The organism is Allobosea sp. P2_B12 (assembly GCF_056404835.1).
The window spans coordinates 211527-233022 of sequence record NZ_JBFUDG010000003.1 but is presented as its reverse complement, the minus strand read 5'-3'; the positions used below and the strand labels follow the sequence as shown (position 1 = coordinate 233022).

20 protein-coding genes are annotated in these 21496 nt (G+C 66.8%); 7 read left to right on the top strand and 13 right to left on the bottom strand.

Annotated features, from left to right (window positions below):
* Positions 1-39 precede the first annotated feature (39 nt).
* Both AC1DYU_RS09960 and AC1DYU_RS09955 read left to right on the top strand, forming a co-directional pair.
* The gene (locus AC1DYU_RS09960; protein ID WP_158482945.1) at positions 40-456 is read left to right on the top strand and encodes a YjiS-like domain-containing protein; all 417 of its coding nucleotides are present in this window, start codon (positions 40-42) and stop codon (positions 454-456) included.
* A gap of 277 nt (positions 457-733) precedes the next feature.
* Positions 734-2620, top strand: a complete 1887-nt coding sequence (locus tag AC1DYU_RS09955; RefSeq protein WP_476791483.1) for a methyl-accepting chemotaxis protein — start codon at positions 734-736, stop codon at positions 2618-2620.
* 176 nt (positions 2621-2796) lie between these two features.
* Here the strand turns inward: AC1DYU_RS09955 and AC1DYU_RS09950 are convergent, their stop codons facing one another.
* From AC1DYU_RS09950 to AC1DYU_RS09940, 3 genes are read right to left on the bottom strand one after another with little or no spacing between them, the layout of a single operon-like run.
* Positions 2797-3714, bottom strand: coding sequence for a DUF937 domain-containing protein (locus AC1DYU_RS09950; RefSeq protein WP_476791482.1), 918 nt, complete (start codon positions 3712-3714; stop codon positions 2797-2799).
* Positions 3711-5129 carry an MATE family efflux transporter gene (locus AC1DYU_RS09945; RefSeq protein WP_476791481.1) on the bottom strand — a complete coding sequence of 473 codons (1419 nt, stop codon included), beginning with the start codon at positions 5127-5129 and terminating at the stop codon, positions 3711-3713. Before AC1DYU_RS09945 ends, AC1DYU_RS09950 begins: the two co-directional genes overlap by 4 nt.
* Positions 5130-5158: 29 nt before the next feature.
* A complete protein-coding gene (locus AC1DYU_RS09940; RefSeq protein WP_476791480.1) occupies positions 5159-7018 on the bottom strand; it encodes a monovalent cation:proton antiporter-2 (CPA2) family protein in 1860 nt (619 codons plus the stop codon).
* Positions 7019-7394: 376 nt separating this feature from the next.
* Between AC1DYU_RS09940 and ispH the strand changes: the two genes are divergently transcribed.
* From ispH to AC1DYU_RS09920, 4 genes are all read left to right on the top strand, one after another.
* Positions 7395-8360: a 4-hydroxy-3-methylbut-2-enyl diphosphate reductase gene (gene ispH / locus AC1DYU_RS09935; protein WP_476791479.1), complete on the top strand. Its 966-nt coding sequence runs from the start codon at positions 7395-7397 to the stop codon at positions 8358-8360.
* A 12-nt stretch (positions 8361-8372) separates the two neighbouring features.
* Entirely contained in the window at positions 8373-9338 is a 966-nt protein-coding gene (locus tag AC1DYU_RS09930) for a homoserine kinase (protein WP_476791478.1), read from the top strand.
* Positions 9335-9781 (top strand): ribonuclease HI, encoded by a 447-nt coding sequence (rnhA, locus tag AC1DYU_RS09925; RefSeq protein ID WP_476791477.1) that lies wholly within the window; start codon positions 9335-9337, stop codon positions 9779-9781. Before AC1DYU_RS09930 ends, rnhA begins: the two co-directional genes overlap by 4 nt.
* A 91-nt stretch (positions 9782-9872) precedes the next feature.
* Positions 9873-10163 carry a DUF1330 domain-containing protein gene (locus AC1DYU_RS09920; RefSeq protein WP_476791476.1) on the top strand — a complete coding sequence of 97 codons (291 nt, stop codon included), beginning with the start codon at positions 9873-9875 and terminating at the stop codon, positions 10161-10163.
* A 171-nt stretch (positions 10164-10334) separates the two neighbouring features.
* On the opposite strand, the gene AC1DYU_RS09915 is transcribed toward AC1DYU_RS09920, so the two are convergent.
* The 5 genes from AC1DYU_RS09915 to AC1DYU_RS09895 form a co-directional block, all read right to left on the bottom strand.
* Positions 10335-11357 (bottom strand): LLM class flavin-dependent oxidoreductase, encoded by a 1023-nt coding sequence (locus AC1DYU_RS09915; RefSeq protein ID WP_158482955.1) that lies wholly within the window; start codon positions 11355-11357, stop codon positions 10335-10337.
* A gap of 208 nt (positions 11358-11565) precedes the next feature.
* Positions 11566-12639: a sensor histidine kinase gene (locus tag AC1DYU_RS09910; protein ID WP_476791475.1), complete on the bottom strand. Its 1074-nt coding sequence runs from the start codon at positions 12637-12639 to the stop codon at positions 11566-11568.
* Positions 12640-12812: 173 nt separating this feature from the next.
* Positions 12813-13277 (bottom strand): N-acetyltransferase family protein, encoded by a 465-nt coding sequence (locus tag AC1DYU_RS09905; protein ID WP_476791474.1) that lies wholly within the window; start codon positions 13275-13277, stop codon positions 12813-12815.
* A gap of 185 nt (positions 13278-13462) precedes the next feature.
* Positions 13463-13948, bottom strand: a complete 486-nt coding sequence (locus AC1DYU_RS09900) for a peroxiredoxin family protein (RefSeq protein WP_158482958.1) — start codon at positions 13946-13948, stop codon at positions 13463-13465.
* A 50-nt stretch (positions 13949-13998) separates the two neighbouring features.
* Positions 13999-14850 carry a protein-disulfide reductase DsbD domain-containing protein gene (locus AC1DYU_RS09895; RefSeq protein ID WP_476791473.1) on the bottom strand — a complete coding sequence of 284 codons (852 nt, stop codon included), beginning with the start codon at positions 14848-14850 and terminating at the stop codon, positions 13999-14001.
* Between the two features lie 171 nt (positions 14851-15021).
* Here AC1DYU_RS09895 and AC1DYU_RS09890 point away from each other — a divergent pair, with 171 nt between their 5' ends.
* Positions 15022-15642 (top strand): YqgE/AlgH family protein, encoded by a 621-nt coding sequence (locus tag AC1DYU_RS09890; protein WP_158482960.1) that lies wholly within the window; start codon positions 15022-15024, stop codon positions 15640-15642.
* A gap of 15 nt (positions 15643-15657) precedes the next feature.
* Here AC1DYU_RS09890 and AC1DYU_RS09885 read toward each other — a convergent pair whose 3' ends face one another.
* From AC1DYU_RS09885 to AC1DYU_RS09865, 5 genes are all read right to left on the bottom strand, one after another.
* Positions 15658-16242, bottom strand: a complete 585-nt coding sequence (locus AC1DYU_RS09885; RefSeq protein ID WP_476791472.1) for a Fic/DOC family protein — start codon at positions 16240-16242, stop codon at positions 15658-15660.
* The gene (locus tag AC1DYU_RS09880) at positions 16239-16496 is read right to left on the bottom strand and encodes a hypothetical protein (RefSeq protein WP_158482962.1); all 258 of its coding nucleotides are present in this window, start codon (positions 16494-16496) and stop codon (positions 16239-16241) included. Before AC1DYU_RS09880 ends, AC1DYU_RS09885 begins: the two co-directional genes overlap by 4 nt.
* 24 nt (positions 16497-16520) lie before the next feature.
* Complete coding sequence (locus tag AC1DYU_RS09875) at positions 16521-19463, bottom strand: EAL domain-containing protein (protein WP_476791471.1); 2943 nt, start codon at positions 19461-19463, stop codon at positions 16521-16523.
* Positions 19464-19549: 86 nt separating this feature from the next.
* Positions 19550-20149, bottom strand: coding sequence for a GNAT family N-acetyltransferase (locus AC1DYU_RS09870; RefSeq protein ID WP_476791470.1), 600 nt, complete (start codon positions 20147-20149; stop codon positions 19550-19552).
* 3 nt (positions 20150-20152) lie between these two features.
* Positions 20153-21490, bottom strand: a complete 1338-nt coding sequence (locus AC1DYU_RS09865; protein ID WP_476791469.1) for a M16 family metallopeptidase — start codon at positions 21488-21490, stop codon at positions 20153-20155.
* Between the last annotated feature and the right edge of the window lie 6 nt (positions 21491-21496).

The following is a 21496-nucleotide window of genomic DNA, read 5'->3' as shown; positions in this document are numbered from 1 at the left end:
TCGGGGGATGCCCGTCGCTTTGAACCACAGGAGGCCGTCATGCTGCTCATGACATTCGCAACGAAGTCGCTCTCGTCCGTTCCGGTCGTCGCCACGCGTGTTGCTGCCCGTGGCTTCACGTCGATCGTAGCCCTCGTGAAAGCGCTGATTCACCGCCGTGAGGTCCTGCGTCTCGGCGAACTCGATGAGCGCGGCCTGAAGGACATCGGGCTCGTGCGCTCTGATCTCGATGGCGCGCTTGCCGTGTCCTGGCTGTCGGATCCGTCGGTCATTCTCGCGCAGCGCTCCAGTGCCCGGTCCGGCGTGGCGGCGACGCGCCGCGAGGCCGGCGTTCAACAGGCTGTGACGGCGCAGCAGGCTGTCAGGCCGGTCGTCGGCAAGACAGTCGCCGCCCGCTCATCCAAGCCTCTCGCCGTCCCGGCGCAGGCCAGCAATTCGGTTGCGTGCAGCGCCTGACCCCTTGGGGCTGCACGTTCCTGTGGGCGGAAGCTTCGTGCTTCCGCCCTTTTTATGTCTGGGTGCCCCATGGGCACCGCGTCGCGAATCGGCACGAGATCGGCATGAGCGGGGCATAGTGGCCGTCAGGCGCGCTGCGACAGGGGCGATTTTCAGCCGATTATCCGGAAATTCGTGAAGCGAGCCGGGCGGGCTAACGCAAGATTCACCAATCGCAACGATTCTTCGTGCCATGGCGGGCGTCTGCCCGCATCGGCTTCGCACGAGGATGTCGTCAATGCGGTTCTCCCTTCGCCTGCGCGATCTCTCGATCCGGACCAAGATCGCCATCCCGCTGCTGATCATGGGCGCGATCAGCGCGGCGACGGCGGCATATGGCGGCATGGAGTACGGCCGCATCCAGAAGACCTACTCGGAACTGATCTACCAGCGCTCGGCCGCGATCCTCGATTCCGCCCGTGCCACCCGGGCGATGAGCGAGATCCTGCGCGATCTCTACAAGGCGATCGCCTATCCCGACTACATGAAGCAACTCGACGTCGCCCTGAAAGCGGTCGATCAGTCCTATCTGACGGCGCAGGGCCAGCTCATCGATGCGAAGATCAGCTTCCCGGCCCGTGCCGCAGAATTCGACGCGTTCTCCCGGCGCTTTGGGGCGCTGAAGGGCCAGATCGACGACATCGTCAAGCAGGCCGCCAAGGACGAGGATCTCGCCGCACTGTCCGTGATGTCCCAGCTCGACACTGCCATCAGCGGGATCGTCGCCGATGCCGTGAAGCTCAACGACGCGATCAAGACCGACACCCAGAACCAGGCCGACGAACTCGACGCGACAGGCCAGGCCCTGAACCGGCTGATGCTGGTGCTCACCGGTATCGGCGTGCTGTTTGGCCTGCTCGGCGCGATGCTGCTGGCGACGCGCACGATCATCCGCCCGCTCGACCTGCTCAAGCGTCGGATGGGCGACCTCGCTGCTGGCGATTATACCGTTGTGATCGAGGGGCAGGCGCGCAAGGACGAGATCGGCGCAATGGCCTGTGCGGTCCAGATCTTCAAGGAGAACGGCCTGTCGGTTCAGCGCCTCGAAGCCGAGACCGCGGAAGGCCGCGAGGCCTCGGAGGCGCAGCGTCGTCAGATCGAGGACGACCGCCTGGCTCGCATCCGCGAACAGGAGCGTCTTGCCGCAGAACAGCAGGCGGTCATGGCCGTCCTTGCCGAGGGACTGGAGTGCCTGTCCCTCGGCGATCTGAGCTACCGCATCGACGCCGCCGTGCCCGACGACTACGTCAAGCTCTGCAACGACTTCAACCTCGCCGTCGGTCGTCTCGCCGATACGGTTCGCACCATCCAGGCGACGTCGGGCGATGTCAGCGCGGCAGCCCACGAGATCAACATGGGCGCCGACGACCTGTCGAAGCGGACGGAAGAACAGGCCTCTTCGCTGGAGGAGACCGCCGCCACCACCGAGGAACTCGCGGCCTCGGTCAAGGCCGCGGCTCACGCCTCGCGTCAGGCCGTCGCACTGGCACAGGAAGCGATGGAGATCGCGCATAAGGGCGGCGCCATCGTCACCGATGCCGTCGATGCGATGACGCGCATCGAGGCCGCCTCGAAGAAGATTTCGGACATCACCTCGGTCATCGACGAGATCGCCTTCCAGACCAACCTGCTCGCACTGAACGCGGCCGTCGAGGCCGCCCGCGCTGGCGATGCCGGCAAGGGCTTCGCGGTCGTGGCCTCCGAGGTGCGCACCCTGGCGCAGCGCTCGAGCGACGCCGCAAAGGACATCACGGCCCTGATCAGCGAGTCCGGTGCGGAGATCGCGCAAGGCGTCGGCCTGGTCCGGTCAGCCGGCGAGGTGCTGGAGCGGATCGTCGAATCGTCGCGCAAGGTCTCCACCACCGTCGCGGACATTTCCTCGGCCTCGGCCGAGCAGGCCAATGGCATCGACGAGATGAGCCAGACCGTCGCCCATATGGACGAGATGACCCAGCAGAACGCGGCGCTGGCGGAGCAGAGCGCAGCGAGTGCAACCTCGCTGACAACCCAGATTCAGCGTCTCAACGAACTCGTCTCCGGCTTCCGCACGGATGACGACGGCAGCCGGCGGGATGAGGTTTCAGCCGCGATGGCGCGCGCGGACGCAGGCCGTCTCGCGGCCTGAGCGGATGTCTAAGCTATAGTGATTGCACACGGAAACGCTGCGTCATCCTGGACAAGCCGCGCAGCGGCGCAGCTCCGGGATCCATCATAGAGTTCGGTCGCTGCCTTATGATGGATCCCGGGACGACCTCCGGTCGCCTAGGATGACGGCCCGTTTCACCGTGGAAGCATTCGGCCTTAGCGCTTCGGCCCGCCGAACATCGTGTCGAAGATCGACTTCATCGCGTCCTGATGGCTGTCCTGCACCTTGCGGCCATGCTCGAACATCTGGTTCAGCGCATCGAGGCCGATCGAGCCGGGGCCGGTCGCGGGCGAGGCGGGTGCGTCTTCCGGTTCCGGCTCGGGCGCACGGCGCGGGAAGGGGGCCGCGCGGGGCTCCGGTTCGGCCCGCGGTGGCTGCGCCCCGCCGAGCATCCCGGTCAGGATCTGGCCGAGCATTCCGCCCATCTGGTCCATGCCGGTTTGCCCGCCCGGCATCTGCCCGCCGCCGAAGGGCCCGCCGCCTTGCGTCTGGCCCCCGCTCGGCTGCTGGCCGTTGCCGAAGAGACCGCCCAGGATGGCCTCCAGCGGGTTGGCCGGATTCGCCTGCTGCTGCGGCGCCGGGGTCGGCTGCATGCCCGGCATCTGGCCGCGCATCATCTCCGAGAACTGGCCGAGGATGCCGCCCATGCCCTGGCTGTTGACCGATTTGAACAGCCCGCCCATCACCATCGAGGCGATGATCGGCAGCATCTGCTTCAGCACAGCCTGGCCGACGCCGCTCGTCGCCGCGGCTTGAGCCGCGACCGCGTTGCTGACCTCCTTGGAGCCGAAAAGCTGGCTGAGGACGTCGTTGCCCGCACCCCTCGCATTGTCGGGAATGCCGTCGCCATTGGCGTCGAAGATGCGGCCGAAGGGCTGCGCCGTCATCATCTGCGCCAGCGAGCCGAAGGCGTAGGGGTCCTGCGTCTGGCGTTGCAGCCCCATCGAGAAGGCCGGCAGCAGCGCCTCGATCGCGGCCTGGGTCTGCTGCTGGCTGAGCCCGTATTGCCGCGAGAGGTTCTGCATCGCCTGGCCGTTCTGGGCCTGCTGCATCATCTCGAAGAGATTCATCATGGCGTGCCTCCAACCGGTGCGCGGTCTGTCGCCGCCTGCACCGGGACGATAGCAGTGTCGGGGGTCGAGGCAAGCGGCGCGCCGCCTCCTGCTTTCCGCTCCAGCCGGTTGATGCCGCGATAGGCAAAGACCAGCGCCAGGATGCCGAAGGCGACCGCGCCGAGAGCCGAGCCGACCAGTGCTCCCTTCGGCCCCGCATACTGCGCGCCGAGCCAGGCGAGGGGCATCGTGCCCAGCGTGGCGCGGCCCCAGCTGAACAGCGTCGACAGGAACGGCATGCCGAGATTGTTGAAGGCGGCGTTGGCGACGAAGAGCAGCCCGACGAACAGCCACATCGGCCCGGCGATCAGGCAGAAGAACATCACCAGTTCCGCCGTCAGCCCGGTCGCGCCGAAGGCTGAAACGATTGGCCCGCGCAACAGCGCCAGCGCCAGGCCGGCGACGATGACGCAGCCTATCGCGAAACGGGCGGATGCCGCCAGACCGCCGCGCATCCGGTCGAACCGCCCGGCGCCCCAGTTCTGCGCCAGGATAGGCCCGACCGCCCCGGTCAGCGCGAAGAGCACGCCGAAGGCGACCGGCACCAGCCGGTCCATGATCGCGAGCGCCGCGACCGCCCCGTCGCCGAAACGCGCGAAGATGCTGGCGAAGACGGCGTTGGCGATCGGGTTCGAGAGATTGGTCAGGATCGCCGGGCCCGCGATCGTCATGGCGCGTCCCGTGTCCTGGCGCAGTCCGGCGAGGCTTGGCCGCGCGATCATATCGTGGACCCGAATTGCGCCGTGAAGACCCGTGGCGACGATGATGACGCGAGACACCACGATCGCCCAGGCCGCACCGTCGGGCCCGAGCCCGGCCCAGAAGATCAGCAGCGGGTCGAGCCCGGCCGTGACGATGCCGCCGCCCAGCGTCACGAACATGGCGCGGCGCGCATCGCCGACGGCACGCAGCACGCCGGACAACCCCATGCCGACGGCCATCAGCACGTTGGAGGGCAGCACGATCCAGAGGAAGGACAACGCGACCCGGTAGGATTCGTCATGCGCGCCGAGCAGCCGCAGCAGCCAGGGCAGGCAGGGCAGGGTGAGAGCGGTCAGGGCGATGGCGGCGATCGCCATCAGCGTCATCGTCGAGCCGGCGATCCGCCTGGCGCTTGGCCGGTCGCCGGCACCGAGCGCGCGCGCCGTCAGGGCGGCGACCGCGATCATCAGCCCGATATTGATCGAGATCATCAAGTATAGCACGATCGTCGCAAAGCCGACGCCGGCGGTCGCCTCAGGGCGGCCGAGCCAGGAGACGTAGAGCAGCGACAGGAGGTCGACGACGAAGATCGCCATCAGGCCGATCGCGCCCGTGCCGGTCATGACCGCGACATGGCGCATCAGCGAGCCGCTGACGAAGACGGCGGGCTTCATGACGGGAGACTCAGAACCGGCGGATGCGCTCACCGTTCGGGCTCGCCGACACCGCCGACCGCGACCTCGGCCCCACCATCCTCGATCACCTCCTGCGTTTCCGGCGTCAGCGCCTTCGATTTGGCCTTCGGCTGGACCAGCGGCTCGGGCGTGACGCGCGGCACCCTGTTGATGCCGGCCGCGATGCCCTCATGGAACTGGATTTCCATGCGCTGCGCGTCGCGGTCGCGGACATGCTCGATCACGAGGCTGGCCTCGTCATAGGTCAGGCCCAGGCCCTCCAGCGTCACGCGGCCGAAGCCCAGCGCCGATTCGAAGGTCTCGCGCATCTGGTAGTCGACATCGGCCTTCATCAGCTCGATGGCGTGGACGCGGTCGAAGGCGCGCGCATGCAGCCGCGCCTGCGGAAACTCGGCCTTGGTCATCTCGACGATGCGCAGCGCCGCCGGCCGGTCGTCGATGCAGATGCAGATGATGCGGGCCTTGTCGGCGCCGGCCGCGCGCAGCACGTCGAGCCGCGTGCCGTCGCCGTAATAGATCTTGAAGCCGAACTTGGCGGCGGAGCGGATGCGCTCGACATCGGAATCGATGACGGTGACGTCGATATGCTGGAGCAGCAGCGCCTGCGTCACGACCTGGCCGAAGCGGCCAAAGCCGATGACGATGACGGAAGGCGTCCCCACGCCGTCGAAATCCTCCTCGATCGTCTCAGGCATGACGCGCGCCAGCAGCCAGGCGTCGGTTAGCTTGGCGACGACCGGCCCGATCAGCATGGACAAGGCGGCGAGCGCGGTGGCGATCGCGCCCTGCTGCTGGTCGAGCAGCCCGAGCGATACGCCCAGCGGCAACAGCACGAAGGCGAATTCGCCTGCGGGAGAAAGCAGCGCGCCGGCCCGGATCGCCTCCGTCGTCGACGAGCACGAGACGCGCAGGATCGAAGCCGCCAGCGCGATCTTGAACAGTACCAGAAGCGGCGCCGCGATCGCCAGCAGCAGTGCGTTGTCGAGCACCAGCCTGAGGTCGAGCGACATGCCGACCGCCATGAAGAACAGCCCGAGCAGCACGCCGCGGAACGGCTCGATATCGGCTTCGAGCTCGTGCCGGAAATGCGATTCCGCCAGCAGCACCCCGGCGAGGAAGGCGCCCATCGCCATCGACAGCCCGACATGCTCCATCAGCATGGCGGCGCCGAGCACGACCAGCAGAGCCGCGGCCGTCATCACCTCCTTGGCACCGGCCTTGGCCAGGATGTGGAAGAACGGGTTCAGCACATAGCGCCCGGCGAGCACGATCGCGGCGATGGCCAGCAGGGCCAGCCCGAGGGCCGCCAGCGCCTGTCCGGTGCCGCCCTTGGCCGCCTCCGTCGTCGCCAGCAGCGGCAGGATCGCCAGCGCCGGCGCGATCGAGATGTCCTGGAACAGCAGGATCGAGAAGGTCCGGCGGCCATAGGCCTCGTGGCCGTCGCCGCGCTCCTCCAGCACCTGCAGCGCGATCGAGGTGGCCGACAGGGCGAGCGCCAGCCCGACGGCCACAGCGCCGCCAACCGAGAGGCCAAGCCACCAGGCGACAGCGCCGATGATCATGGCGCTCAGCGCCATCTGCGACAGGCCGGCGCCGAGGATGTCCTTGCGCATCGAATAGAGCCGCGACGGCTGCAATTCGAGGCCCACCAGGAAGAGCAGCAGCACGACGCCGATCTCTGCCGTGCCGCGGATCGCGTCGGGATCGGCGATCAGCGCGAGCACGGAAGGGCCGATCACGATGCCCGCCGCCAGATAGCCGAGCACGGCGGACTGGCCGAGCTTGCGGAACAGCGGCACGGCGACGACCGCGCCGGCGCAGAAAGTCAGGATCGGCGGCAGATAGCTGGTGTGGGAGACGTCGGCCATGGCTTGCTCGGTTGGAGGCGGTCGGCGGGGCTCGGCAAGCGCAGGGCTGCGAGCGCGCAACCTAATGCGTCGAGCGCGATCCTGCGAGGGGTCCGCGCTAGGATCCTGCTGTGGCTGGCGAGCATGTCACACAGCGGCCAGGAGATTGGATTTGAAGCCCTCATCCTGAGGAGCCGCGGAACGCGGCGTCTCGAAGGATGCTCCAGTTTTCTCCGGAAGCGCCTTCTGGAGCATCCTTCGAGACGCGATCCTTCAGATCGCTCCTCAGGATGAGGGCTGAGAAATGCGATGCGACGACGCCACCACCCACGCCGCGTTTCCTTGACATCGCCGGCCCGACGCCGAAAGAAGGCGCGACATCCACCGGAACCCGTTCGTGACCAAGCCGCCGCTCGATATCCTGCTTTGCGCGCCGCGTGGCTTCTGCGCCGGCGTCGTGCGCGCCATCGACGCGGTCGAGAAGGCGCTGATCCTGCATGGCGCGCCGGTCTATGTCCGCCATGAGATCGTGCACAACAAATACGTCGTCGAATCGCTGAAGCGGAAGGGCGCGGTCTTCGTCTCCGAGCTCTCGCAGGTCCCCGACGCGACGCGGCCGGTGATCTTCTCGGCCCATGGCGTGGCGAAATCGGTGCCGGCCGAGGCCGATGAGCGCAAGCTCTTCGCCATCGACGCGACCTGTCCGCTGGTCACAAAAGTCCATCGCGAGGCCGAGGTCCATCACAAGCGCGGCCGCCATATCCTGCTCGTCGGCCATGCAGGCCACCCCGAGGTGATCGGCACGATGGGGCAGCTGCCGCCGGGCGCGATCACGCTGATCGAGACGCTCGACGACGTCGCGACGCTGGAGCCGCCCGCGGGCAAGCCGCTCGCCTTCGTCACCCAGACGACGCTTTCGGTCGACGATACCCGCGGCATCGTCGAGGCCCTGCAGCAGCGCTTTCCGGAGCTGATCGCTCCCCATAAGGAGGATATCTGCTACGCCACCACCAACCGGCAGGAGGCGGTCAAGCGCGTCGCGCCGCAGGTCGATGCGCTGATCGTCGTCGGCTCGCCGAACTCGTCGAACTCGCAGCGCCTGCGCGAGGTCGCCGAGCGCGCCGGCTGCCCGGTGGCGCGGCTCGTGCTGCGCACCGACGAGATCGACTGGTCGGTTTTTGGCGCGATCGGCAGCCTCGGCATCACCGCCGGCGCGAGCGCGCCCGAGGTGCTGGTCGAGGAGATCATCGATGCCTTCGCCGAGCGCTACGAAGTCCGCGTCGAGACGGTCTCGACCGCCGACGAGAACGTCTTCTTCCCGCTGCCGCGCGAGTTGCGCGATGCGCCTGCCGCAGCCGAGTGAGCGAGACGAATTTTGGCCGTCTACACCGAAGTCCCCGATGACGAGCTGGCGGCGTTTGTCGCGCGCTATGGCATTGGCGATCTGCTCTCCGTCAAGGGCATCGCCGAGGGCGTCTCGAATTCGAACTTCCTGCTGCATACGACGCAGGCCTTCTTCATCCTGACGCTCTATGAGGAGCGCGTCGATGCGGCCGATCTGCCGTTCTTCATCGGCCTGATGGAGCATCTCGCGGATCGCGGCCTGATCTGCCCGCAGCCGGTCAAGACGCCCGACGGCGAAGCCGTGGGCCGGCTCGCAGGGCGCCCCGCCGCGATCGTCACCTTCCTGGATGGGCTGTCGGTGCGCCGTCCCAACGCCATGCATTGCGGCGAGGTCGGCCGTGGCCTTGCGCTGCTGCATCAGGCCGGCGCCGACTTTCCGATGTCGCGGGTTAATTCGCTGTCGGTACCGGACTGGCGGCCGCTCGCCGATCAGGCCGGCACTGCCGCCGATACGGTCTCGCCCGGCCTGCTGCAACGCCTCCATGCCGAGATCGCGGTGCATGAGGCGAGCTGGCCGGAAGATCTGCCGGGCGGCGTCATCCATGCCGATCTCTTCCCCAACAACGTCTTCTTCATCCAGAACCGCCTCTCGGGCCTGATCGATTTCTACTTCGCCTGCACCGACGCCTTCGCCTACGACCTCGCCATCTGCCTGAACTCCTGGTGCTTCGAGGCGGACAACTCCTTCAACCTGACCAAGGGCCAGGCGATGCTGGCGGGCTACCAGAGCGTGCGTCCGCTGACGGAAACCGAGATCGAGGCCCTGCCGCAGCTCTGCCGCGGCTCGGCCCTGCGCTTCCTGCTGACGCGGCTGGTCGACTGGCTCAACGTGCCACCGGGCGCGCTGGTCAAGCCGCATGACCCGCTCGAATACGACCGCAAACTCGCCTTCCACCAGCGCGTCACTGATGCGCGCGATTACGGACTGAAGCTGTGACTGACACCATCGAGGTCTGGACCGACGGCGCCTGCTCGGGCAATCCGGGACCGGGCGGCTGGGGCGCGATCCTGTCCTACAAGGGCAAGGAAAAGGAGCTCTGCGGCGGCGAGGCGATGACCACCAACAACCGCATGGAGCTGATGGGCGCGATCTCGGCGCTGGAGACGCTGACGCGGCCCTGCACCGTCGCGCTCCACACCGACAGCCAGTATCTGCGCCAGGGCATCACCGCCTGGATCCATGGCTGGAAGAAGAACGGCTGGAAGACCGCCGATCGCAAGCCGGTCAAGAACGAGGAGCTCTGGAAGCGCCTCGACACCGCGCTCAAGCAGCACAAGATCGAGTGGAAATGGGTCAAGGGCCATGCCGGCGACGCGATGAACGAGCGCGCCGACGCACTGGCGCGGGCCGGCATGGCGCCGTTCAAGCCGGGGCGGTAGGGCGCAAACGCCTGCCGCCGCCCCTTCCCAGCGCCGCCGCGCCTGTGACAGGATCGTCCACCTGAACGGTCTATGTCCAAGGAGTTTCGCTATGCCCAAAGCCTACTGGATCAGCAGCTACCGCGCGGTCAGCAATCCCGACGCGCTCGCGGCCTATGCCAAGCTGGCTGGCCCGGCGATTGCCGCCGGCGGCGGCAAATTCCTGGCGCGCGGCCTGCCGGCACAGGTCTACGAGGCCGGGCTCCAGCAGCGAACCGTGCTCATCGAGTTCGACAGCGTCGCGCAGGCGCAGGCGACCCATGACAGCCCGGCCTATCAGGAAGCGCTCGCCGCGCTCGCCGGTGGAGCGGAGCGCGACCTCCGCATCGTCGAGGGTGTTTAGCTGCTGATCTGAGACGGAACCACTTCGTCATCCTGGACAAGCTGCGAAGCAGCGCAGATCCGGGATCCATCGTAAGGCGACAACGCTCTACGATGGATTCCGGGACGCCCTCCGGGCGCCCAGGATGACGCGCTTTTCTTTGCGAAGTCAGCGTGCTTTAGACATTCGGCCTCACCTCCAACCCAACCCCGGCGCGACCTGCGTCAGGATCGCCTCGATGACATGGGCGTTGTAATCGACGCCGAGCTGATTGGGCACCGTCAGCAGCAGCGTGTCGGCTTCCGCGATGGCTTCGTCCTGCGCCAATTCCCTGATCAGCTTGTCCGGCTCGGCGGCATAGCTGCGCCCGAAGATCGCCCGCGTGTTGTCGTCGATATAGCCGATGCTGTCGTCGCCCTGGTTGCCGCGGCCGAAATAGGCGCGGTCGCGGTCGTCGACCAGCGCGAAGATGCTGCGGCTCACCGAGACGCGTGGGCTGCGCTCGTGCCCGGCCTCCTTCCAGGCCTCGCGATAGGCGCGGATCTGCTTGGCCTGCTGGATGTGGAAGGGTTCGCCGGTCTCGTCATTCTTCAGCGTCGAGCTTTGCAGGTTCATGCCGAGCTTCGCCGCCCAGATCGCGGTGGCATCCGAGCTGGCGCCCCACCAGATGCGCTCGCGCAGGCCCGGCGCATGCGGTTCCAGCCGCAGCAGGCCGGGCGGATTGGGAAACATCGGGCGCGGATTGGGCTTGGCGAAGCCTTCGCCGCGCAGCACGTCGAGGAAGACCTCGGTGTGGTGCCGGGCCATGTCGGCGTCTGTCTGGCCCTCCGTGGGCGCGTAGCCAAAATGCCGCCAGCCCTCGATCACCTGTTCCGGCGAGCCGCGGCTGATGCCGAGCTGTAGGCGCCCGCGCGAGATCAGGTCGGCAGAGCCGGCATCCTCCGCCATGTAGAGCGGGTTCTCGTAGCGCATGTCGATCACGCCGGTGCCGATCTCGATGCGGCTGGTCCTCGCGCCGACCGCCGCCAGCAGGGGGAAGGGCGAGGCGAGCTGCCGCGCGAAATGATGCACCCGGAAATAAGCGCCGTCGGCGCCGAGTTCCTCCGCCGCCACGGCAAGCTCGATCGACTGAAGCAGGGTGTCGCCGGCCGAGCGGGTCTGCGATTGCGGGGAGGGGTTCCAGTGCCCGAACGAGAGGAAGCCGATCTTTTTCATGAAGTGCCGTCCGCGATGCGTTGCCGACGCAGCTGCGCCGGAGGTGAAACGATGTCACACCGGCATATAGGGATGGTGGCGTCCGCCCCCGATTGCGGCGATGCAAACGCGACGCTGCAGCAGCGCCATCGGCGGGCGGCATTCGAATGGAGGATGTGCCGGCGCCCAAGCTGGGCGGTAACGGCTTTGCGCGCGCGTGGCGATCGGATCAGGCGGCTTGCGGCATTCGCGAGGTGAAGGTCGCGCGCGTGATCGAAATGGTCATGCCGTCCGTGCTGTTGACGGTCTCCATGACTGCACCCAGCTGTTTGACGAGCGCCTGGATGATCGCGGTGCCCAACCCGCTATTGTGCCCGGCTGCGTCGTTGACGGTCTTTCCCGCGCCGTTGTCGGAAACGGTCAGTTTCCAGTCCGTGTCGTCGACCTCGTAAGTCACTCGGATCACGGCGTCCGTCCTGGCCGACGGAAACGCATACTTGACCGCGTTGATGATGAGCTCGGTGACGATCAGACCGAGGCTGACAGCCGTGTCCGACCCGATCTTGCCGCCGTGCGCCCTCACCTCGACGGCGATCGGCTGGCTTTCGCCGATCATCGAGGAGGCCAGGCTGCTGCACAGCTTGTTCAGGTAGGAGCTGACCTCGACCTGATCGATTCCTTCGGATGAGTGCAGGTGTCGTTGCACCTCTGCGACCGACATCACCCGCTGATGAGCGTCCTTGAGATGCTGGCGTGTTTCCTCCGACAGGACCCCCCGCGCTTTCAGCAGCAGGATGCTGGCGATGATCTGCAGGCTGTTGGCGACGCGGTGCTGCATTTCCTGCAGGAGAGTATCTTTCTGCCGCAGCAACTCCTTGGTTTGCTCCAGCAGCTGTTCCTTCTCCCGCTCGATCATGCGGCGGGCCGTGACATCCATGAAAGCGAGAAGGATCGTCCTCTTCGCGCTGTCTTCGTAGACCACCTGACGGGCATTCAGCAGCATCGTCCTGCGGCCGAGATTGGGAAAATCGTGCTCGACTTCGAAGCCATCCATGGCGGCATGCTGGGGAATGATCGTCTCAAGCAGCAGGCGAAGGGCGGGAATGTCCCATTGGCCGTCGCCGAGCGAATACAGCAGGTGTCCCAGCGTCTGCTCGGGCGCAACCTTGAAGGTGTTGTAGAACGACACGCTGGCGGCCAGCACGCGAAACTCGGCGTCGAGTGCGACGAAGGGCTCGGGGATGGTGTTGACGATCGCCTGGGCGAGCGTCTGGGCATCTTCGATCTTCTGGAAGTCCAGCATGGCGCGATCACTCAGTCCGATTGGAACGCGGATGCGCTCCTGCGAGCCAAGGAATGGACGACCCTCCAGGGAGATTACACCTTGTCGAGTGCGCTGTCGCGATTTGATCGGGCCTGCCATCGCCCTCGCGCGACGGACGAGAACCGTAGCGCGGTGCGAGCACGAATGCCCGCTCACCCCAGCGGCTGGCGATAGACGATGAAGCCCGCCTTCTCCGCGACCTTGTCATAGAGCGCCTGCGCCTGGAGGTTGCTCTCATGCGTCTGCCAGTAGACGCGGAAGCAGCCCTTGGCCTGCGCCATCTGCTTCACCGCCTCGATCAGCATGCGCCCGGCGCCGCTGCCGCGCGCTTCGGGGACGGTGAACAGGTCCTGCAGATAGCAGATGTCGCGGATGTTCCAGGTGGTGCGATGGATCACCCAGTGCACGATGCCGATGAACTGGCCGTCGCGCTCGGCGACGAAGCCGCCCATCGGTTCGACGAAGCCCGTCAGCCGTGCGAAGGTCGCGGCCGTGATGTCAGGGGTCAGCGAAGCCTTGTAGAATGTGAGATAGCCCCGCCAGAGCGGCTCCCAGGCTTCGCGATCGAAGACGGCGAGGGGGCGGATGGTGATCTCGGACGTCGCGGTCTCGCGCATGGCAGGCTCCGGCAGAGGCTCGGTCGCGCGGCTTGCGCGCAAACTCACCGGAATCTAGCGCCGGCCGCACCGCCTGTCTCATGACAAGGCGACATCGCATCGATCAAACGCCGCGCAGAATGGACATGAAAAAGCCCGCACCGACCCAATGTCGATGCGGGCTGATCAAGCCAGAATGCGGTCGCTCAGAGCTGGCCGAGCAGCGCCTCGGCGCCGGAGATCTCGGCCTTGCCCGGGCCTTCCTCGACATTGAGCGAGGTCACGACGCCGTCCTCGACGATCATCGAATAGCGCTGCGAGCGGGTGCCGAGGCCAAAGCCCGAACCGTCGAGCGACAGGCCGATTTCCTTGGCGAAGTCGGCGTTGCCGTCCGAGAGGAACTCGATCACGCCGGCGCCGCCGGTGGCCTTCGACCAGGCGTCCATGACGAAGACGTCGTTGGTGCTGGTGACCATGATCGCGTCGACGCCCTTGGCCTTGATCTCGGCCGCCTTGCCGATATAGCCGGGCAGATGGTTCTTGTGGCAGGTCGGCGTGAAGGCGCCGGGAACGGCGAAGAGCACGATCTTCTTGCCCTTGAACAGATCGTCCGTGGTCTTGGCGGCCGGTCCATCCGCAGTCATCACCCGGAACGTTGCCTGCGGAAGCTTGTCACCCACCTTGATGGTCATCGCGCCTGTTCTCCGTGAAGCTCGCGGCAGGGTGCCGCCCGGCTCACGGATTAGGGCTTGGCGGCGGGGATGTCGAGTTCGAGCCGCGTCTCGACCGCGTTCGGCTTGCCACGCACCGTGATGATGAAGGGCACCGGGCCGGCCGTGCCCTTGGGCTGCTCGGTGATCCGCAGCAGCGCGACGGTCGTCCCGTCGGCCTGGCGGCTCAGCGTCGGCTTGCTGAAGGACCACATCCCGGCCCCCTCGATGAAGACATCCTGGACCATGCCCTCGGGCGGTCCCTGCAGCACGAGGCGAAGGCCGGGATCGATCGCGCCGTGGTCGAGCTTGGCCTCCAGGACCGAGATCTTCTCCTTGTGCGGACCGAGCGCCACCGCCTTCGGCACGCGCGCTTCGAAGCTCTCCAGGCGCGGCGAAGTCACCGAGGTCACGCCCGGCTCCAGCCAGAGCCTGGCTTCGCCCTTCACGGGAATGCAGATCTTGTCACAGACCGCATAGTCGAGCTTCAGCACCAGCATGACCGGCTTGGCCGGATCCACCGGCTGCACCGAGACCGGGATCACCACCTCGCCGACATAGCCGATCGAGTAGCCGCCCGCGTCCTGGAAGCGCTCGGGCGTCGGCCAGCGCACGTCGAGTCCGCCGATATTGGTCGACCCGCTCCAGTCGAAGACCGGCGGCACGCCGAAATCGCCGGGGCTGCGCCAATAGGTCTTGTAGCCGGGCGCCATCACGATCTCGACGCCAACGCGCTGCTTGCCGGACGCAGCGGTTGCGCCCGCGATCAGGCGCAATGACGAATGATCGCCCTTCGACCAGGGCGACATCGCAGCCTCTTGCGCATGCGCGGGTGCCGTCAGCACGGCGACGAGGAGCGCCAGGAGGGGAAGTATGCGTTTCACCATCGGATTTTATGCGTTGCAGTTGGAAATTGCGACCAAAACCAGCGTGCCACGCCGAACAATCGCGTGATGAATCGGATCACATCATGGTGGCGCGGCATTGGAGCGCAATGACGGTGCGGGATTTTCCGGCGCCGCCCCCGTTCCCAGGGCGGGTCAAAGTGATCTAGCATGGCCTCCATGAAGATCGGCTCAAATCAGCGCGTCAGCGGTCGCAGCTATCTCGACGGGCAGTGCCTGATCGCGATGCCCGGCATGGCGGATACGCGCTTCAGCCGCAGCGTGGTCTATGTCTGCGCCCATTCCGAGGATGGCGCGATGGGCATCATCGTCAACAAGCCGGCGGCCGATACACGGTTTCCCGACCTGCTGGTCCAGCTCGACGTCATCCCGCCAGAGGAGCTGATTCGGCTCCCAAGCCAGGCCGAGCGCCTGCAGGTGCTGCGCGGCGGTCCGGTCGAGACCAAGCGCGGCTTCGTGCTGCACTCCGCCGACTTCTTCCTGGAGTCGGCGACGCTGCCGATCGACGATGGCATCTGCCTGACCGCGACGCTCGACATTCTCAGAGCCATCGCCATCGGCAGCGGCCCGGAGAATGCGGTGCTGGCGCTGGGCTATGCCGGCTGGGGGGCGGGCCAGCTCGAATCCGAGATCCAGGCGAATGGCTGGCTGCATTGCGCCGCCGATCCGGCCCTGCTCTTCGACGACGGCATCGACACGAAATACAACCGCGCGCTGGGCAAGATCGGCATCGACCCGGCCTTCCTGTCGAGCGAGGCCGGGCACGCCTGAGGCGGGCCTCCAGCCTCAATCACCATCGGCTTCGGCTGCAAGAGCAGCATGGATACAGTCGCCGAAGCGCTGATAATTTCCGGCATGCGCGGCTTTCGAGGCCTCCATCCAATGCTCGCGGACGATGCGGGTCAGGTCGACCGGGTGACCCGCCTGTCGTGCCAGAGCTTCCAGATAGAGCGCCTGCGTCCGCCCATTCCCTTCGCGAAACGAATGGACGTAGTTGATGTCGCCGATAATCTCGCCGGCCTTGTCGGCGAAGGCGCGTGCGGACATGCCCTTGAGGTAACCGGTGGCGACGATGCGCCTGTGAACATCGGCCATGCCGGTTGCGATATACTGGCGAAACTGGAACTGGTTGCCGCCCTTGGCGATCTCAACGGTGCGAAGCTCACCTGCCCAGTCGTAGACATCCTGGAACAGGTGGCGGTGAATCGCGCGAAGATGAGCGAGATCGAACTTTCCTGAGGGGATGCCTTCAGCCGTGCGTTGCGCAACAAGCTCCCTCTCGAAGAAATCGAGCTGTCCTGCATCCCTGAGATTGAGCTTGTTTCTCAAAACCAGATGATCTGGCGGGTAGCAGTAGATGGGATCGCTCATTCGGCGGCTGAAACGAAGCGCGCCTTGGCGACCCTCTCAAGAATGTAGGCCAACCGCTTTTCGTGCGGCCATCGCTCACGCTCGAACATCTCGAACATCGCGACTTGCTCAGTATCGAGTGGATTGCCTTCGATCTCTTGCAAGTGCATGGCAACCAGCCGCCGCTCGCGTGCGAACTCAGCATCGGACTCCGTCAATTGCTTCGGCACGTCATGCATGGGGCTACAATACCAGATCGAGCCGTTGAGCACCATCAGCTCCGCGCCCGGTCGGCTCCCTCAAGCCGCCTCGCTCGAACTCGCCGCAGCCGCGCCCATCAGCCTCCGCGCTTCGGCTGCGCTCATCGGCTGGCCGAAGATATAGCCTTGCGCGTACTGGCAGCCGAGTTGGTAGAGTTCGATCGCGTCGGACTCGCTCTCGGCGCCCTCGGCGACCACGTCCATGCGCAGATCGGCGGCGAGCTGGACGATCGAGCGCAGGATCACGGGCGGCTTGCCGTTGCCCATCTGGCGCACGAAGCTCTGGTCGACCTTGATCGTGTCGAAGGGGAAGCGCTGCAGATAGGACAGCGAGGAATAGCCCGTGCCGAAATCGTCGAGCGAGAGGCCGGCGCCGAGATCGCGGATGCGCGACAGCATCTGCGCGGCATATTCCGGGTTCTCCATCACCAGGCTTTCGGTGATCTCGAGCTTCAGCGTGCCCGGCAGGATGCGTCGGCGGCCGAGCACGGTCTTCACGTCGTGCAGCAGGTCGTGGCGCAGCAATTGCCGGCTGGAGACGTTGACGCTGGCGAAGATCGGCGGATCGACATCCAGCGCCGCCTGCCAGGCCTCGAGCTCGCGCGCGGTGCGGTCCATCACATAGACGCCGAGATCGACGATCAGCCCGGTTTCCTCGGCGATGGCGAGGAAGTCCTGCGGCATCAGCCGGCCTTCGCGCGGATGGTCCCAGCGCACCAGCGCCTCGAAGCCGGCGATGGTGCGGTCCTCCAGCCGGACGATCGGCTGGTAGACCACCTGGATCTCGCCGCGCTCGATCGCGCGCCGCAGGTCGCTTTCGAGCGCGAGGCGGTCGTTGCGGTCGGTCCGCATCGCCGGCACGAAGACCTCGATCTTGTTGCCGCCCTGGCGCTTGGCATGGGCCATGGCGAGCTCGGCGTTCTTCAAGGCGTCGTCCTTGCGCGCCGCCGGCGCGGGGTCGAACAGGGCCAGACCCACCGAAGGCGTCAGCAGGATCTCGCGCTCGGCGAAGGTGATCGGCGTGGAGACGGCGCGGCGCACCAGCTCGGCCAGCGCCAGGATGCGCTCGGGGTCACGCTCGGAGACGAGGATCATGGCGAAGGTGTCGCCGCCGATGCGCGCCAGCGTGTCCTGCGCCCGCAACAGCCGGCCAAGTCGGCGCGCCAGCGTCAGCAGGATCGAATCGCCGGCAGAGAAGCCGACGGATTCATTGACCTGCTTGAACCGGTCGATGTCGATGACCAGCACCGTCGGACGGATGCTTTCATCGGCGCGGGTGAAGCCGAACACGGCCGAGAGCCGATCCTGGAAGAGCTTGCGGTTGGGCAGGCCGGTCAGGTTGTCGTGGACGGCGTCATGCAGCATGCGCTCCTGCGCAGTGCGCTGTTCGGTGACATCCGCGAGCGTGCCGATAACGCGGACGACCTCGCCATCGGAGCCGATCACCGGTCGGGCCTTGAGATTGAACCAGTGATAGGCGCCGTTGGCCGAGCGCAACCGGACATCGAGGTTGAGCTTGCCCCGGCGCTGCTCCAGCACGGCGTCCAGCGAGACGCGGTAGCGGTCGCGATCGGCGACATGCATATGCTCGAACCAGCGCGCGGCCGAGCCTTCGAGCGCGCCTTTTCCCAGGCCCAGCAGCGCTTCGATCTGCGGCGAGACGAAGATCTTGTCGGCGCTGACATCCCAGTCGAAGACGAGGTCGCCCGATCCCGACAAGGCCAGCGCCCGCCGCTCGGTGTCGGAGACGAGGCCTTGCGACAATCCGCTGCCGGCGAAAGCGTGCTGGATCACGGTGAAGCCGATCAGCAGCACGATCAGCACGAGCCCGCCCAACAGGGCAGGCGCGACCAGATCGCGCTGAAACTGGCCGGTGACCGTGAAGCCCGCCGCCGTCACCCAGACCGCGAGCAGGAACCAGGTCGGGATCAGCATCACCGCGCGCTCATAGCCATGCGTTGCCAGATGCAGGATCAGCACGAAACCGACGGCCGCCACGGCCGCGATCGAGATGCGCGCGATGCCGGACGCCATCGGCGCGTCGAAGACGGCAAGGCCGACGAGTGCGGCCAGTCCCAGCATCCAGACGATGGTGACGTGGCTGTAGCGCACATGCCAGCGCGCCAGGTTGAGATAGGCGAAGAGGAAGACCAGCAGCGTCGCTGCCAGCACGACTTCCGCACCGGCCCGGTAGATTCGCTCGATTGCGGGCGTCAGCGGGAAGATGCGCTGGAAGAAGCCGAAATCGAGCCCGGCATAAGCCAGCACCGCCCAGGCCAGCGCCGCGGCTGCGGGAAAGATCACCGCGCCCTTGACCACGAAGATGATCGTCAGGAACAGCGCCAGCAGGCCGGCGATGCCAATGATGATGCCCTTGTAGAGCGTCAGCCCGTTGGTCTTCTGGCGATAGGCCTCCTGCTCGTAGAGATAGAGCTGCGGCAGGTTCGGCGATTTCAGCTCGGCGACGAAGGTCACGGTCGTGCCGGGGTCGAGCGTGATCAGGAAGACGTCGGCGTCGGGGCTGACCTCGCGCTCGGGGCTGAGGCCTTGGCTCGCGGTCACCGCCTCGATCCGGCGGTCGCCGAGATCGGGCCAGATCACGCCCGAGCCGATCAGCCGGTGGAAGGGGGCGACCAGCAGCCGGTCGATCTGCTCGTCGGAATCATTGGTCAGCGCGAACACGATCCAGTCGGGCCGCGCCCCGGATTCGCGCGCCCGGACCGCGATGCGGCGGACGATGCCGTCGGGCCCCGGCGCGGTCGAGATCTGGATGACGTCGCCGTCGGATTTGTTGCGCTCGACGACATTGGTCAGGTCGAGCACCGTGGCATCGACCGGCACGCGCACGGCCTCGACCGCCGCAGCCGGTTCGGCCGCCGCGAGCAAGAGCCAGAGCGCAAGCCCGGCGATAGCGAGGCCGAACCGGATCAGTCGGTCGGGGAGGGTCAAGCTGCGCTCGGATCTGGGGTGGGGAATTGTCATGCGTCTTCGGGGGTCAGTCCTATCGGCGGCTCGTGGCAAGGGCAAGGCATCCGACGCCCTGTCGGCGAGCCATGCACCGCCTGCCGTCACCGGGCGTCGCCCGGGAGCCTGTCGCTCGCCAGGGCGGCATAAAGCAGATGGTCGGCCCAGGCGCCGTTGATCCTGAGATAGGACCGCGCCATCCCCTCATGCTGAAAGCCGACCCGGTCGAGCAGCCGGCGGGAGGGCGCGTTGTTGGGCAGGCAGGCGGCCTCGACGCGGTGCAGCGCCAGCTCCGAGAAGGCAAAACGCAACGCGCCGCGCACGGCCTCACTCATATACCCCTTGCCGGCATGGCGCTGGCCCATCCAGTAGCCCAGCGTGCAGGCTTGGGCGACGCCGCGCCGGACGAGCCCCAGCGTCAGTCCGCCGAGCAGTGTCTCCGAGCGCCCGTCGAGGATGAAGAGCGAATAGGCTTCGTCGGCGGCGATCTCGCGGGCGGCGCGCTTGACCCGCAAGCGGAACGAGGTCCGCGTCAGGTCGTCCTCGTTCCAGGTCGGTTCCCAGGGCGTCAGGAACTCGCGGCTCTCCATGCGCAGCACGGCCCAGGCGGCATAGTCCGTCGCCTGCGGCGCGCGCAGGATCAGGTTCTGTGTCCGGATCAGCGGGCGGGTGGGCGGCTCTGTCGAGAAGCGGAACAGCGCCATGGTCTAATCCGCCGACCGCGCCGCATGTCGCAGCCGTTTGGCCGGGGGCAATCCCTGCAAGGGACCCACCGCCGCGATCGTCGGCTGATGGCCGAGCAGCGAGCGGCCGGCCGCCCGCACATCCTCGAGCGTCACCGCGTCGAGCCGCGCGGCCAGCTCCTCGCGCGGGATCGCCCGGCCGAACAGCAGCACCTGCCGCGCCATCTGTTCGAGCTTGCCGCCGGGGCTCTCCAGCGAGGCCAGCAACCCGACCTTCATCTGCGCCCGGGCGCGCGCCACCTCCGCCTCGCTCGTATCCTCCGCCGCCTGGCGCAGGCAGGCGAGTGCGACCTCGATCAGCTCGCCGACATCTTCCGGTCCCGTCCCCGCGCCGATGCCGAAGACGCCGCAATCGGAGAAGGGCCAATGGAAGGCGTCGATTGCATAGGCCAGGCCGCGCTGCTCGCGCACCTGCTGGAACAGCCGCGACGACAGCCCGCCGCCAAGCACCGCCGAAAAGATCTGCAGCGGATAATGCGCGCCGTCCTTGAAGGCCTGGCCGGGAAAGCCGAGCACGAGATGGACCTGCTCCTCGTCGCTGGTGACCCGCGCCTCGCCGCCGAGATAGCGCCCGTCCTCACGCACCAGCGCGATCGCCGGGCTTGCCGGCAGGGCCGCGAGGTGGGTCTCTGCGAGCTTGACCAGTTCGGCATGATCGACGGCGCCAGAGGCCGCCAGCACCATGTTGCCGGCATGGTAGTGTCGCGCCAGATAGGCGCGGATCGCCTCGGGGGTGAAGCTTTTGACCGTCTTGGCCGTGCCCAGGATCGGCCGGCCGAGCGGCTGGTCGGGGAAGGCGGCTTGCAGGAAACGATCATAGACGAGGTCGTCGGGCGTATCCTGCACGGCGCCGATCTCCTGCAGGATCACGCCCTTTTCGCGCTTCAGCTCCTCTGGGGTGAGCGAGGGCGAGGTCAGGATGTCGGCGAGGATATCGACGGCGAGAGGCAGGTCAGTGCCCAGCACGCGCGCGGTGTAGCAGGTGTATTCGACCGATGTCGCGGCATTGAGATCGCCGCCGACGCTCTCGATCTCCTCGGCAATCTGAAGTGCGTTGCGCCGCGCCGTGCCCTTGAAGGCCATGTGCTCGAGCAGATGGGCAAGGCCATGCTCATGAGGCAGCTCGTCGCGCGAGCCGGAGCCGATCCAGATGCCGAGCGACACCGTCGCGGCATGGTCCATGCGTTGCGACACGACGCGCAGGCCCGATGGCAGCGTCGCCAGCCCGACATCGGGGTCATGCGCGCCGCGCGTGCTGCTGGCCGCGACCTCGGCGATCTCGGCGGGACCGGTTGCGCTCATCTCCGC